The organism is Corynebacterium sp. LK10 (genome assembly GCF_008042455.1).
Lineage (GTDB): Bacteria > Actinomycetota > Actinomycetes > Mycobacteriales > Mycobacteriaceae > Corynebacterium > Corynebacterium jeikeium_D.
In genome coordinates this window covers 360,948-373,334 of record NZ_NOVT01000017.1, presented here as the reverse complement: position 1 = coordinate 373,334, position 12,387 = coordinate 360,948, and the positions used below count along the sequence as shown (strand labels likewise).

The following is a 12,387-nucleotide window of genomic DNA, read 5'->3' as shown; positions in this document are numbered from 1 at the left end:
ATTTCACACTTCAAGCCAATTGATTGCGGACCAGGACACTAGAGTCGAGCCAGCGGCAATGCCAGCTCCATCATCGTCGTGAAGGCCTTCTCACGTTCTTCCGGAGTGGTCTTTCCACCGGTGACGATGTTGTCCGACACAGTGAAGATTCCCATGGCCTCCACACCGGCCTCGGCGGCGGTGGCATAAAGGCCAGCAGATTCCATCTCCACCGCCAGCACACCCATGCGTGCCCAACGGTCGTTCACATCATCCTGGAAGTTGTAGAAAATATCGCTGGACAAGATGTTGCCGACGTGTGTAGTGATGCCCTGCTCGCGGGCACGATCGCGAACATCTTCAATCAGACGGAAAGATGCGGACGGGGCGAACGTTCCCGGCAAGTTGTACTGCGATAGAAAATTGGAGTCCGTCGATGCCGTCTGGCCGATAACCACGTCATACAGGTCCAGCTCCGGCTGCAACGCGCCGCAGGAACCGACGCGAATCAGCTTCTTGCAGCCGAAAACATGGATAAGTTCCCAGGAGTACAGCGAGATAGACGGAATGCCCATACCGGATCCCATGACGGACACTTCCTGCCCCTGGTAGGTGCCGGTAAAGCCCAACATGTTGCGAACTTTGTTGAACTGAACGACATCGTCCAAATAGGTCTCCGCAATGAACTTGGCACGCAGCGGGTCACCTGGCAACAAAATGGTTTCTGCAATCGGCGCACCCTTTGGGTTGATGTGTGGAGTGCTCTTACCAGTGGTATCGGACATGGCTTCCAGCCCCTTCCCCCACTAGCCGTGGGTGAAAATTATGCGAACATTGGTGTACCACTGCCCAGGTTAATTACCTGGATTACAACCGTCAATAGTGATATTTACATTTGTTCCCAATTGGGTGGAGTGACGAAAAAGGCGCGAGAATCTCCCGGCAAAACTCGGGGAAATTCTCGCGCCTTCAATGCGCTACAACTGAAGCACTAGATGCCTAGCCCTCAAGCACGCTTGCTTAAAGCATGCAGGATACGCAACCCTCGACCTCAGTACCCTCCAGCGCAACCTGACGCAGGCGGATGTAGTACAGAGTCTTAATACCCTTGCGCCATGCGTAAATCTGCGCACGGTTGAGGTCACGAGTGCTCACCGTGTCCTTGAAGAACAAGGTCAGCGACAGTCCCTGGTCAACATACTTGGTAGCGACCGCGTAAGTGTCAATGATCTTCTCGTAGCCGATTTCGTAGGCGTCCTGGAAGTACTCACGGTTGTCATTGTCCAAGTGCGGAGCCGGGTAGTATACGCGACCGATCTTGCCCTCCTTGCGGATCTCAATCTGAGATGCAATCGGGTGAATCGACGAGGTCGAGTTGTTGATGTAGGAAATCGAACCGGTCGGCGGCACTGCCTGCAGGTTGCGGTTGAACAGGCCGTACTCCATGACGTCGGCCTTCAGTTGCGCCCAGTCCTCAGCGTCCGGAATGTGCGCGGTGGAGTTCTCGAAGATCTCCTTGACGTGCTGAGTCTTCGGCTGGAACTCTGCCGGATCGAAGTTATCGAAGTACTTGCCGCTGGCGTAGTCGGAGTTCTCAAAGTTGACGAACTTCTGACCGCGCTCGCGAGCAATCTTGTTGGATGCGCGCAGGACTGCGTAGAGCACTGCTGCAAAGTAGGCGTTGGTGAAGTCCAGCCCCTCTTCCGAGCCGTACATAATCTTCTCGCGGCCAAGGTAGCCGTGCAGGTTCATCTGCCCCAGGCCGATCGCATGGGATCCGTCGTTACCCTTGCGAATCGATGGCACCGAGTCAATAGAAGTCTGCTCACTGACCGCAGTCAGGCCACGGATGGCAGTCTCGACAGTGCGACCAAAGTCCGGCGAGTCCATGGTCATCGCAATATTCAGCGAACCGAGGTTACAGGAAATGTCCTCACCCACGTGCTCGTAGGACAGGTCCGCATTGTAGGTCGACGGGGTGTTGACCTGCAGAATCTCCGAGCAGAGGTTCGACATGTTAATGCGGCCCTCAATCGGGTTCGCGCGGTTAACCGTGTCCTCGAACATGATGTACGGGTAGCCGGACTCAAACTGAATCTCAGCGATGGTCTGGAAGAACTGACGCGCGTTGATCTTCTGCTTACGAATACGCGGGTCCTCGACCATATCCGCGTAATTCTCGGTGATGCTAATGTCCGCGAACGGCTTACCGTAGACACGCTCGACATCGTACGGGCTGAAGAGGTACATGTCGTCGTTACGCTTGGCCAGCTCGAACGTGATGTCCGGAATGACAACGCCGAGCGACAGCGACTTGATGCGAATCTTCTCGTCCGCGTTCTCACGCTTGGTATCCAGGAAGCGCATGATGTCCGGGTGGTGCGCGTGCAGGTAGACAGCGCCTGCACCCTGGCGAGCACCCAGCTGGTTAGCGTAGGAGAAAGAGTCCTCCAGCAGCTTCATAACCGGGATGACACCGGAAGACTGATTCTCGATGTGCTTAATCGGAGCGCCCTGTTCACGCAGATTGCTCAGCAGCAGCGCAACACCACCGCCGCGCTTGGACAGCTGCAGCGAGGAGTTGATGGCGCGGCCAATGGACTCCATGTTGTCCTCGATACGCAGCAGGAAGCAGCTCACCGGCTCGCCGCGCTGGGCCTTACCGGAGTTGAGGAATGTAGGAGTAGCGGGCTGGAAGCGTCCGGCGATGATCTCATCAACCAGGTGCTGCGCGAGCCCCAAGTCGCCGTCGGCAAGCGTAAGAGCAACCATGCACACACGGTCTTCGTAGCGCTCCAAGTAACGCTTGCCGTCGAAAGTCTTCAGCGTGTACGAGGTGTAGTACTTGTAAGCACCCAGGAAAGTCTGAAAACGGAACTTGTGGGCGTAGGCCTGCTTGAACAGTGCCTTGACGTCCTCAAATTCGTACTTCTCCAGAACCTCAGCCTCGTAGTAATGGTTCTCTACCAGGTAATCGAGCTTCTCCCGCAAGTTATGGAAGAACACAGTGTTCTGATTGACATGCTGCAAGAAGAACTGTCGCGCAGCCATGCGGTCCTTATCGAACTGAATCTTGCCGTCTTCACCGTACAGATTCAGCAGCGCATTGAGCGCGTGGTAATCCAGCTTGTCCTCGCCCACCGGCTCCGCGACCTGCTTGCCCATTTCCGACACGTTGACTCCTTTAATATTCATTTGCCTGCGCAGGGTCTGTTCAATCACTGCCCAGAGCAATCCAATCTAGCTATTTTCCTCGCGCACCGCTTTACGACGGCTTCCGCGAGCGCACCCATTCGGTTGTCTCAGTGCCCCTTCCCTCGACACTGAGGCTAGCCAACTTAAGCGCTGGCTCTACCGTGGAAGAACTCCTCTAGCCCTTCTCTGACTCGCTGCACATCATGGTCGGTTCCCATCAGCTCGAAGCGATATAAATATGGAACCTTGCACTTGTAGGAGATGACATCCCCTGCTTTACAGAAGTCCTCACCGAAGTTGAGATTGCCGGCAGCAATCACACCTCGGATGAAAGAGCGGTTGTGCTCATTATTAAGAAATTTGATGACCTGCGGAGGAACTGGCCTTGAGTTACCGCCGCTGATGGAAGCGCCGCCACCATAAGTCGGGCAAATGAGGACGTAGGGCTCATCGACGATAAGCTCCGGCTCATTACGACGGATGGGAATGCGGGCATTTTTGATATCTAGCTTTTCAACAAACTTGTGTGTATTCCCCGTCGCCGAGGAGAAATACACCACCAGCATGAGAGCTTCACCCTTTACATCGCAAAACCCCCGCAATCTTCGTTTCCCGGGTGGTCAACGAAATCTGCGGGGAGGTGTGTGATTCTTAAGCTGCCTGGAGAGCCTTGATGCGGTCCGGGCGGAAACCCGACCAGGTCTCAGTGCCAGTGTCAACGACCGGCGCCTGGAGATGACCGAGAGCCATGACGTAATCTCGAGCCTCATCATCCATGGTGATGTCGACGATATCGTAGGCAATTCCAGCCTTATCGAGGGCGCGAGTGGTAGCGCGGCACTGGACACATGCAGGCTTGCTGTAAACGGTAACCATGACTCTCACAAACTTTCTGGCTTTGAGTAAGACCAATGAATCGGATCGACTTCGTACAAACAACGGAAGCGGCCGAGGAATCAGCGGATTGATTGAATGACTGAAAGCTCCCGGAGGTCCATGAGAAACCGAGTACGGGTGGCCGACAGATCCTTTTAGCTATCCTTGGCTCGACATCGAAAACACTACACTTGGTGCCTAGAAAACTCTAGTCATACTAGATGTAGTACTCACAACCATGGTATTCCCTGTTCGGAGATCTCTGGCGCACAAGATGTTGTACACAGACGCACCACAACCTTGTAATTTCACGCTAAAAATTCTAGAAAATCGTAGAAAAACAACTATCGGCGCATTTTGGTTAAACCAATTACTGCAAGACGGCTCGAGGCCAATCACACCAATACCAGGCGCCGCACCGCCCCTCCCCTTCCCTGTCCCTCCCCTGCCCAACTTCGGACTCAGCAGCGATCTCAAAAAACCACGGGCTGCACATGTGAACACGGGCTGCACATGTGAAACTGTGTAAGTTTATGACACTTTCAAGCCATTTTTCGAGCCATTTCTGTCATAAACGTAGTCAGTAACTTCCATCGCCCCACCGCCGCCAGCCATAAACGCAGTAACCGCCTGAACCTCCCCTCCCTAAAAACCAAAAACCGCAACCTTTAGCCACAGTAAAACTGCGACTTCAGATTGCGGTTTTGGCAATAAATGAGGAAGCTATTTGCTTCGCGCTAGCCTAAATAAGGCTTAGCCCTGGCGGGCCTTGAAGCGCGGCTCCTTCTTGTTGATCACGTAGACCTTGCCACGACGGCGCACGACCTGAGCGCCCGGCTTGTTCTTCAGCGACCGAAGGGACTTGCGGACCTTCATTCGGGCGCTCCTTTCTACTCGGCTCCGAAACGGGAATGTGCACACTGCACTCTCCCCGGACAATCACCCCAGTGACTGCCTGGCAACGCACCCTTCCTGATAATCCGAAGAAATATCAAAGAGTATGCGTTACGACACGAGTTGCCATACTACCTAATAAGCGGAATAACTCCAAAAATCCGGGGGAAACATGTCCTTTGACGGTCAACCCCAAGATTGCAACTCCCCACGTTGCAACTGCCTCCGCTTCTCTATTTGGCAGCGGCAATCATGTACTCGCGGACCTCGGCAAGTGTCTTGCCAGAAGTCTCCGGCACCGCCTTGATGGTGAATACCAGCGCAATCGCACCCGTGATGGCAAAGAAGAAGAATGACCACGCACCACCGACAGCATCCACCATCGGGAGAAATGCCTGCGCCACAAACCAGTTCGCAACCCAGAGCGCGAGCCCTGCCAGCCCCATACCCAGGCCACGGGCTTCTGTCGGGACAATCTCGGAAATCAGGAGCCAGGTCGCCACCGACACAGCCGCCTGCTGAAATACGATAAATACAGTCATCAGCAGAAGCGACATCATGGCACCCGTCGAAGAGTTACTCGACAGGCCATAGACGGGCGCCAGCACGAGCAGCGAGCTTGCACAGCCCACCAAACCGATAATCAGCATTCGCCGGCGACCAACGCGGTCAATAATGCTCATACCGATTGCACACGAGATCACCGAGGCGATACCGATGATGATGGAGGTGTAGACAGAGCTTTCCGTCGACAAGCCAACCTTGTTCATCATCGTCGGCGCGAAATACATAATCGCGTTCGCACCCGTGACCTGCTGCGTCACGCCAATCAGCATCGCAATGATGACGGTGCGTCGCACCCACGGGGTTTTCACAGCCAGACGCTCTGCTGCACGCTGATCGGCGCTTGACGACGCCTCACCAACGGCAACCTCAGCCAAGGTCGCCTCATCTCCCTGCATCTGACGCAGCACGGCCAGCGCCTTGCCCTCCTGTCCTCGACGGACGAGGTAGGCCGGTGTGTCCGGCAGAACCAGCATGCCGATGAGCAGCACGATGCCGGGGACAGCGCCGAATCCAAGCATGAGTCGCCAGTTACCGGAGGAGGCTAGGGCGGAGTTGGTGAGGAACGCCACCAGCTGACCAATCACGATCATCAGCGAGTTCAGGCTGACCAGGCGTCCACGCACATGCGGTGGTGCCATTTCGGAGATGTACATCGGTACGACGATGGAAACACCACCGATACAGACGCCGAGCAAAGTACGCGCAGCACCCAGCGAAAACGCACTAGCAGCGAAAGCGCACCAGATACTGCCGATGATGAAGCCGACCGCTCCGAGCAGGATGGTGCCACGGCGCCCCAGGGAGTCCGCTACGCGACCGCCCAGGAACGCACCGATAGCCGCACCGACCAAGAGCATGGCGGTGACAGTGGACTCCTGTCCTGGAGTCAGCTCAAAAGAGCGCTGGATATACAGCAGCGCGCCCGAGATGACACCGGTGTCGTAACCAAAGAGGAGGCCGCCCAGAGCGGCGATGATAGCCACGGCTATCGACCGAGATGTGGTGGTTTCCCGGTTCGGTCCAGTCTTATTCTGTTCGGTTGTACTCACGCTGGAAATCTTGCCACCGTCCAGGCAAAGACCCCCTATCCGAACAGCACTTACTCGATAAAGATGAGAGTTTTGGCACTCTTCTGGCAGGAAAATCATCCCTTTTCCCGTCCGGAACTAGCGGTAGAGTGAGGCTCATGACCCCAGTAGGCACACAGGATTTCCCGCATCCCCTCCAGTCGGAGATTATTAACGACCTCCACGTCCAGCCCACCATCAATGCCGCCGAGGAAATCAGCCGCCGAGTCGATTTTCTCTGCGATTATTTCCGCACCGCGCACGCCAAGGGATTCGTGCTCGGAATTTCTGGCGGCCAAGACTCCACGCTGGCCGGGCGTCTAGCGCAGTTGGCCGTCGAAAAGCTTCGCGACGGCGGTGAGGATGCCACTTTCATTGCCATTCGCCTCCCCCACGGCGTCCAGGCCGATGAGGACGACGCACAGGTGGCACTGCAATTCATTCAGCCTGACCAAAGGCTAACTATCGATATCGCACCGGCCACCGCCGCGATAACCACCCAGGTCACCGATGCCCTGGCCGGCAGCGCTATCAGCGATTTCAACAAGGGAAATATTAAGGCCCGCATGCGAATGATTGCCCAGTACGCAGTGGCGGGTGTTGACGGCGCTTTGGCCATCGGCACAGATCACGCCGCGGAGGCGGTCACCGGCTTCTACACCAAGCACGGCGACGGCGCCTGCGACCTCGTCCCGCTGCAGGGGCTGAGCAAGCGCCAGGGCGCGGCCTTACTCCGTCACCTCGGCGCACCAGCCAGTACGTGGGAGAAGGTGCCGACGGCCGACCTGGAAGAAGACCGCCCTGCGCTTCCCGACGAAGTTGCGCTCGGGGTGACCTATACCGCCATCGACGACTACCTCGAAGGCAAGGCTGTCTCAGATGAGGATGCCGCGCGAATCGAGCACCTCTACTCCATTTCCCGGCACAAGCGAGCCGTCCCGCCCGGACCGGCCGATTCCTGGTGGCGCTAGGCTACTGCCCCGGGCCACCGATCTAGCGTCCCGGACAGAGCAGCAAACCCCTTAAGAGAAGGCCTCCGCGCCAGCGTCCCAAATAGCCCCAACTGCGGCCAAGCTGTCTGCCGCACCGGCTTCGGCGCTGGGTTCCAGCGCAGGTGAACCATCCTGGACGAGCTCGGCGGTCACCAAACCGTGGGCGAACGCCCACATGGCCAATCCCTTAGGCTCATCGCCGGCAACCTTAATGAATGCATCGCGAATCCAGGCATCCAACGACGAAGGCGAGACGACATTCACGAAATTAGTGCGACTCATCAGCCGGTAACCATGCGGATCGTCGAGAACTGCCTGGCGGTACGCCTGCAGCAGAGACGCCGAAGTGCATTCCTCATCAATGGCAGCATGAATACGCTTGCCCAGATTCTCGAGGCTCTCGGTCAGCAACAGCTGAAGGAGCTCTTCTTTACCGCTGATGTGCTTGTACAGCGATGGCGCCTTCACATCGAGCCGCGCCGCTAGGCGGCGCATGCTGATAGCACTCCAGCCCGATTCGCGCAGCATCGCGCGCGCTTCATCTACGATCTTCTGCATACGTGGAGACTGCCTGCGCACATCGGGCTGCGCTGGCACCCCATCGGTCGATTCTATGGTGCACGTCACATTTGCGACTGTAACGGGTTGAATCTCACTTAGGGCGCTTTTGGGTAATTTAACCCAACAATTTTTAAAAAACAGCTAACGGCGGTGCTCAGTCACTAAAAGCTGCCTTTGCACGCTGCTATCTCTGCTTCACGACGGAGCCCCCACCGTCGTAAAGCAAAAGTGCCGTATGCCACCGCTACACTTCGTAGCGATTCGGCTCCTCCCCGAGGTGGAAATGGCGACCCGAAACATCGTTCGGGGTAATGCGCACGTAGTTGTACTTTAACGTCGGCAGCCAGGGCTTCAGCGGCAGCTCATCTGCAGCGTTAATATCCGCGCGGGAGGTGAGAACCTCTGCGTCACCCTTTACGATGACCGACCAGGCCTTCTGAGCATCCTTGTCAACAAAGTCGGCCTCAAAAAGAACATCGTGGTTCAGAGAAACAGTAAAGAGCTTCGACCCCTCGGCAGTGCGGAAGTAAATGCTCCCCTCATGAACAACGTAGTTCAGCGGGAAAAGATCCATATCGTCTTTACGACGAACAACCAGGCGCCCAAAAGTCTGCGTAGCCAGCAGCTCAAGGGATTCTTCGGTGGACAGTTTCTGAATAACGGAGTCGTTGTGTGCCATACCCCCAGTATTCCACCGTTCAGACAAAGTTGCTACAGCCATACGGATTACCAATCATTGAGGTAAACGGCGAGCACACTACCCCAGGGCAGATACAAGAAAACCCCCGGTCATAACGACCGAGGGTTTTTCTACTGGTGGAGCTAACGGGACTCGAACCCGTGACCCCCACACTGCCAGTGTGGTGCGCTACCAGCTGCGCCATAGCCCCAGAATCAACATCGAAGTGGCTTTCACCCTCCGCTGTGGACTCCTCAAAGGCTACATGGCACTGTCATGTATCACCAAATCCGCATGTAGAACACTCTTTTACGTATTCGCCGAGTGCCCTAGAGCAGATCTGCCGAACATGAACTGAAGATGAATCGTGTGAGCGTGCACGGAACCTAGCGCAGGGCCACCTTGACCCACTGCCCCAGTCCGCCATCACCGGAAATGTTCTCCAGAATATCCTTGCCATCGACAAAGACGTGCGGTGAGGAAACCTTGCCCAAGCGCTTCTCAAGGTCATCGAAGTTGGCATTTGCGCTTGCCTTAGCCTCGGTGGTGTCGATGCCGGAACGGACTTCGCTGACAATTTCGTCAGCAACACCGAGCTGCTCCAGACGGTCAGCCAACTCATCATCGCTCCACGTGACAGAGTTCTGCTGGTCAGCCATCATCATTGTGCGGAAGTTCCAATATGCGCGAGCATCACCGGTCTCAGCAATCTTGCGGGCAACCGCGAAGACGCGAGTGGAGTGACCGTCACGCTGCTCCTTCTCCTGACCATCCAGGAAGTTCAGCGTGCGGTATTCAGCGACAAGCTTGCCGTCGTTTAGCGCCTTGAGCTCATCATCGTGACCCTCTTCGCTCATCTGAGCACAGTAGTGGCACGAGAAGTCCTCAAAAATCGTGGCTGTTTTAGCCCCTTCGGCGCCGTCCTTGCTCAGTCGGATGACATCGCCGTCGAGTGCGACGGAGAAGTCGACGTCCTCATCTGGCAGTCCCTCAATCGGCTGCGACCGGCCGATGTAGATAACGCCACCAATAACAACTGCAACGACAGCAAGAAGAGCAATCAGGCCGACGACGAAGCCACTGCCCTTTTCATTTGGATTCTTAATCTTCTGACTCACACCGCTTACGATAGCGGTGTTTTCTTGCCAATGACACAATTGCGCCTGAGAAAACAGAAATGGTTGCTAGGCCGCATCGCTAGGCCCCATCACCTTGCCCCATTCCCCTGGCCTATCCCCTAGGCTTCCCCTCTAGCCAGCGGACTAGGCGTAAATGGCAAACTTCTTCCACGGCCACACGTACACAAATACAGCCAAGGCCAGAAAACCTATATCTCGGGCGATTTCCGTCAGATACGTAGCGGGGCCAGCGTTCTCGTCGTAGCCACCGCCACCAAAGCAACCGCAGTCAATCTGCAGGCCGCGCGCCCACGCCGATATAATGCCGCCGATAAACACCAGCAAGAGCGCGCCAGACAACACCGCTACCGGGCGCAGGAAAAGCCCCAATACCAGCAGGAGTCCGAGGATAACTTCGAAAGCGGGCAGCCCAACCGCTACCATCGGCACCAAATCGCTCGGCAGCAGCTCATAAGCTTGAACTGCCTGACGCGATTCCAGCGGGTTCAGCAGTTTGATAAGACCCGAGTACAACCAAACTGCAGCCAGGCCGAATCGTGCCACCACGCCTACGAAATTCTTCATACATAGAAATGTTAGTACAGGCTAACTGTTTACAGCTAGCCCAACGGTTACCGATTACCCGTTCAGAACTGCCGAGACCACGTCCTGCGCCTCAGCCTGAACCTGTGCCAGATGATTTGCGCCCTTGAAGGACTCCGCGTAGATCTTGTACTTATCTTCAGTGCCCGACGGACGCGCCGCGAACCAAGCGTTCTCCGTAACCACCTTGAGGCCACCAATCGCAGCGCCGTTGCCCGGTGCTTCAGTCAGTTTGGCCGTGATAGTCTCCCCTGCCAGGGTGTCGGCCTTGACCTGCTCCGGCGAGAGCTTCTTCAGGATTGCCTTCTGCTCACGGGTTGCGTCCGCATCAGTGCGGGCGTAAGCCGGGGCACCGTACTTATCGGCGAGTTCTGCGTAGAGCTGCGATGGAGTCTTCTCGGTCACAGCCTTGATCTCGCTGGCCAGGAGGTCCAGGATGATGCCGTCCTTATCGGTAGACCACACAGTGCCGTCGTGACGCAGGAACGATGCACCAGCGGATTCTTCACCACCGAAGCCGATGGTGCCGCCGAGCAGACCCGGGACGAACCACTTGAAGCCGACTGGAACTTCCACGAGCTTGCGGCCCAAATTGGCAACGACGCGGTCAATCATCGACGAAGACACCAGCGTCTTACCGACCGCAGTCTCCTGCGACCAGCCCGGACGGTGCGCGAAGAGGTAGTCAATGGCAACGGCCAGGTAGTGGTTCGGGTTCATCAGACCCGCGTCCGGTGTCACAATTCCGTGGCGATCGGAGTCCGCGTCATTGCCGGTGGAGATGTCGAACTTATCGCGGTTACCAATCAAGGACGCCATCGCATTCGGCGAGGAGCAGTCCATACGAATCTTGCCGTCTGTATCCAGCGTCATAAAACGCCAGGTCGCATCAACCAGCGGATTGACCACAGTCAGGTTTAGGTTATGCGCATCGCCAATTGCGCCCCAGTAATCCACCGACGCACCACCCATTGGGTCGGCGCCGATACGCACGCCGGCATCACGGATGGCGTCGAGGTTGACAACATTCGGCAGGTCCGACACGTATGCGTTGAGGTAGTCGTGCTTTACGACGAGGTCTCCGGCCTTATCCACCAGCTGGCGCTCAACCCCATCCAGGCCCTTAGCCAAGTATTCATTGGCACGAGCTGCAATCCAGTCCGTCGCATCCGCGTCCGCCGGACCACCAGTCGGCGGGTTGTACTTAAAACCACCATCCCGTGGCGGATTGTGGGAAGGGGTAATCACGATGCCGTCGGCACGCGCGGAGCTACTCCCCGTCGGACCTCCCTCCACGTCGCGGTTGTACGTCAGAATCGCGTGGCTGACGGCCGGAGTCGGCGTGTAGCGATCCTGAGCGTCAACCATCACGGTGATGCCGTTGGCCGTGAGCACCTCGAGGGCGGAAATCATTGCCGGCTCGGACAGGCCGTGGGTATCGCGACCGACGTAGAGCGGGCCTTCAATGCCCTGGCCCTTGCGGTAATCCACGATGGCCTGAGTGGTGGCATGAATGTGGTCTTCGTTGAAAGCGCCGTCGAGGGAGGAACCGCGGTGACCGGAAGTACCGAAGACGACCTTCTGGTCGGGGTTATTCGGATCCGGGTGCTTTGTGTAGTAAGCAGTGACCAGTTCCGCGACATCGATAAGGTCGGATGGCTGGGCCAATTGCCCGGCGCGCTCATAAGCCATTGTGGGTATCCTCCTGCTGAATCGGCGAACTGCGCAACCACCGATTTCACCGCCGACGAGCCGGCCGGAATGGGGAAACCGGACTTAAATGCGCTTCCTCTTCCCCAGTGTCCCCGTTTTAGGGTCAGCGCGCATGGCAAGAACCACTCGGTAAGGCAAACTCG

General features: G+C 56.7%; 12 protein-coding genes and 1 tRNA gene. 1 reads left to right on the top strand and 12 read right to left on the bottom strand.

Annotated elements, in window-relative coordinates; genetic code table 11:
* Positions 1-38 precede the first annotated feature (38 nt).
* From deoD to CHU70_RS07110, 6 genes are all read right to left on the bottom strand, one after another.
* On the bottom strand, positions 39-764 hold the full coding sequence (gene deoD / locus CHU70_RS07135; protein ID WP_016422251.1) for a purine-nucleoside phosphorylase: 726 nt from the start codon (positions 762-764) through the stop codon (positions 39-41).
* A gap of 235 nt (positions 765-999) precedes the next feature.
* The gene (nrdE, locus tag CHU70_RS07130) at positions 1,000-3,144 is read right to left on the bottom strand and encodes a class 1b ribonucleoside-diphosphate reductase subunit alpha (RefSeq protein ID WP_172620253.1); all 2,145 of its coding nucleotides are present in this window, start codon (positions 3,142-3,144) and stop codon (positions 1,000-1,002) included.
* A 173-nt stretch (positions 3,145-3,317) separates the two neighbouring features.
* On the bottom strand, positions 3,318-3,740 hold the full coding sequence (gene nrdI, locus CHU70_RS07125) for a class Ib ribonucleoside-diphosphate reductase assembly flavoprotein NrdI (protein ID WP_016422249.1): 423 nt from the start codon (positions 3,738-3,740) through the stop codon (positions 3,318-3,320).
* An 85-nt stretch (positions 3,741-3,825) separates the two neighbouring features.
* Complete coding sequence (gene nrdH / locus CHU70_RS07120) at positions 3,826-4,050, bottom strand: glutaredoxin-like protein NrdH (RefSeq protein WP_005511161.1); 225 nt, start codon at positions 4,048-4,050, stop codon at positions 3,826-3,828.
* Positions 4,051-4,803: 753 nt separating this feature from the next.
* Positions 4,804-4,926: a type B 50S ribosomal protein L36 gene (ykgO, locus tag CHU70_RS07115; protein ID WP_005511141.1), complete on the bottom strand. Its 123-nt coding sequence runs from the start codon at positions 4,924-4,926 to the stop codon at positions 4,804-4,806.
* 251 nt (positions 4,927-5,177) lie between these two features.
* The gene (locus CHU70_RS07110) at positions 5,178-6,659 is read right to left on the bottom strand and encodes a sugar porter family MFS transporter (protein ID WP_016422248.1); all 1,482 of its coding nucleotides are present in this window, start codon (positions 6,657-6,659) and stop codon (positions 5,178-5,180) included.
* 38 nt (positions 6,660-6,697) lie between these two features.
* Here CHU70_RS07110 and nadE point away from each other — a divergent pair, with 38 nt between their 5' ends.
* On the top strand, positions 6,698-7,549 hold the full coding sequence (nadE, locus tag CHU70_RS07105; RefSeq protein WP_147719146.1) for an ammonia-dependent NAD(+) synthetase: 852 nt from the start codon (positions 6,698-6,700) through the stop codon (positions 7,547-7,549).
* Positions 7,550-7,600: 51 nt separating this feature from the next.
* Here nadE and CHU70_RS07100 read toward each other — a convergent pair whose 3' ends face one another.
* The 6 genes from CHU70_RS07100 to pgm form a co-directional block, all read right to left on the bottom strand.
* Positions 7,601-8,128, bottom strand: coding sequence for a TetR/AcrR family transcriptional regulator (locus CHU70_RS07100; protein ID WP_049172854.1), 528 nt, complete (start codon positions 8,126-8,128; stop codon positions 7,601-7,603).
* A gap of 247 nt (positions 8,129-8,375) precedes the next feature.
* Positions 8,376-8,810, bottom strand: a complete 435-nt coding sequence (locus CHU70_RS07095; RefSeq protein WP_016422245.1) for a pyridoxamine 5'-phosphate oxidase family protein — start codon at positions 8,808-8,810, stop codon at positions 8,376-8,378.
* A 135-nt stretch (positions 8,811-8,945) separates the two neighbouring features.
* A tRNA-Ala gene (locus CHU70_RS07090) sits at positions 8,946-9,021 on the bottom strand.
* A gap of 175 nt (positions 9,022-9,196) precedes the next feature.
* Positions 9,197-9,928 (bottom strand): thioredoxin domain-containing protein, encoded by a 732-nt coding sequence (locus tag CHU70_RS07085; RefSeq protein ID WP_016422244.1) that lies wholly within the window; start codon positions 9,926-9,928, stop codon positions 9,197-9,199.
* A 144-nt stretch (positions 9,929-10,072) separates the two neighbouring features.
* Positions 10,073-10,513 (bottom strand): MauE/DoxX family redox-associated membrane protein, encoded by a 441-nt coding sequence (locus tag CHU70_RS07080; RefSeq protein ID WP_070866421.1) that lies wholly within the window; start codon positions 10,511-10,513, stop codon positions 10,073-10,075.
* A 54-nt stretch (positions 10,514-10,567) separates the two neighbouring features.
* Positions 10,568-12,223, bottom strand: a complete 1,656-nt coding sequence (pgm, locus tag CHU70_RS07075) for a phosphoglucomutase (alpha-D-glucose-1,6-bisphosphate-dependent) (protein ID WP_101739134.1) — start codon at positions 12,221-12,223, stop codon at positions 10,568-10,570.
* Positions 12,224-12,387: the final 164 nt, after the last annotated feature.

What these genes read in the sequence shown, in the direction of transcription:
- pgm (WP_101739134.1), bottom strand. Translation starts at nt 12,223, where the DNA reads ATGGCTTATGAGCGCGCCGGGCAATTGGCCCAGCCATCCGACCTTATC.
- ykgO (WP_005511141.1), bottom strand. Translation starts at nt 4,926, where the DNA reads ATGAAGGTCCGCAAGTCCCTTCGGTCGCTGAAGAACAAGCCGGGCGCT.
- CHU70_RS07080 (WP_070866421.1), bottom strand. Translation starts at nt 10,513, where the DNA reads ATGAAGAATTTCGTAGGCGTGGTGGCACGATTCGGCCTGGCTGCAGTT.
- nadE (WP_147719146.1), top strand. Translation starts at nt 6,698, where the DNA reads ATGACCCCAGTAGGCACACAGGATTTCCCGCATCCCCTCCAGTCGGAG.
- nrdE (WP_172620253.1), bottom strand. Translation starts at nt 3,144, where the DNA reads ATGGGCAAGCAGGTCGCGGAGCCGGTGGGCGAGGACAAGCTGGATTAC.
- CHU70_RS07100 (WP_049172854.1), bottom strand. Translation starts at nt 8,128, where the DNA reads ATGCAGAAGATCGTAGATGAAGCGCGCGCGATGCTGCGCGAATCGGGC.
- deoD (WP_016422251.1), bottom strand. Translation starts at nt 764, where the DNA reads ATGTCCGATACCACTGGTAAGAGCACTCCACACATCAACCCAAAGGGT.
- nrdI (WP_016422249.1), bottom strand. Translation starts at nt 3,740, where the DNA reads ATGCTGGTGGTGTATTTCTCCTCGGCGACGGGGAATACACACAAGTTT.
- nrdH (WP_005511161.1), bottom strand. Translation starts at nt 4,050, where the DNA reads ATGGTTACCGTTTACAGCAAGCCTGCATGTGTCCAGTGCCGCGCTACC.
- CHU70_RS07110 (WP_016422248.1), bottom strand. Translation starts at nt 6,659, where the DNA reads ATGATTTTCCTGCCAGAAGAGTGCCAAAACTCTCATCTTTATCGAGTA.
- CHU70_RS07095 (WP_016422245.1), bottom strand. Translation starts at nt 8,810, where the DNA reads ATGGCACACAACGACTCCGTTATTCAGAAACTGTCCACCGAAGAATCC.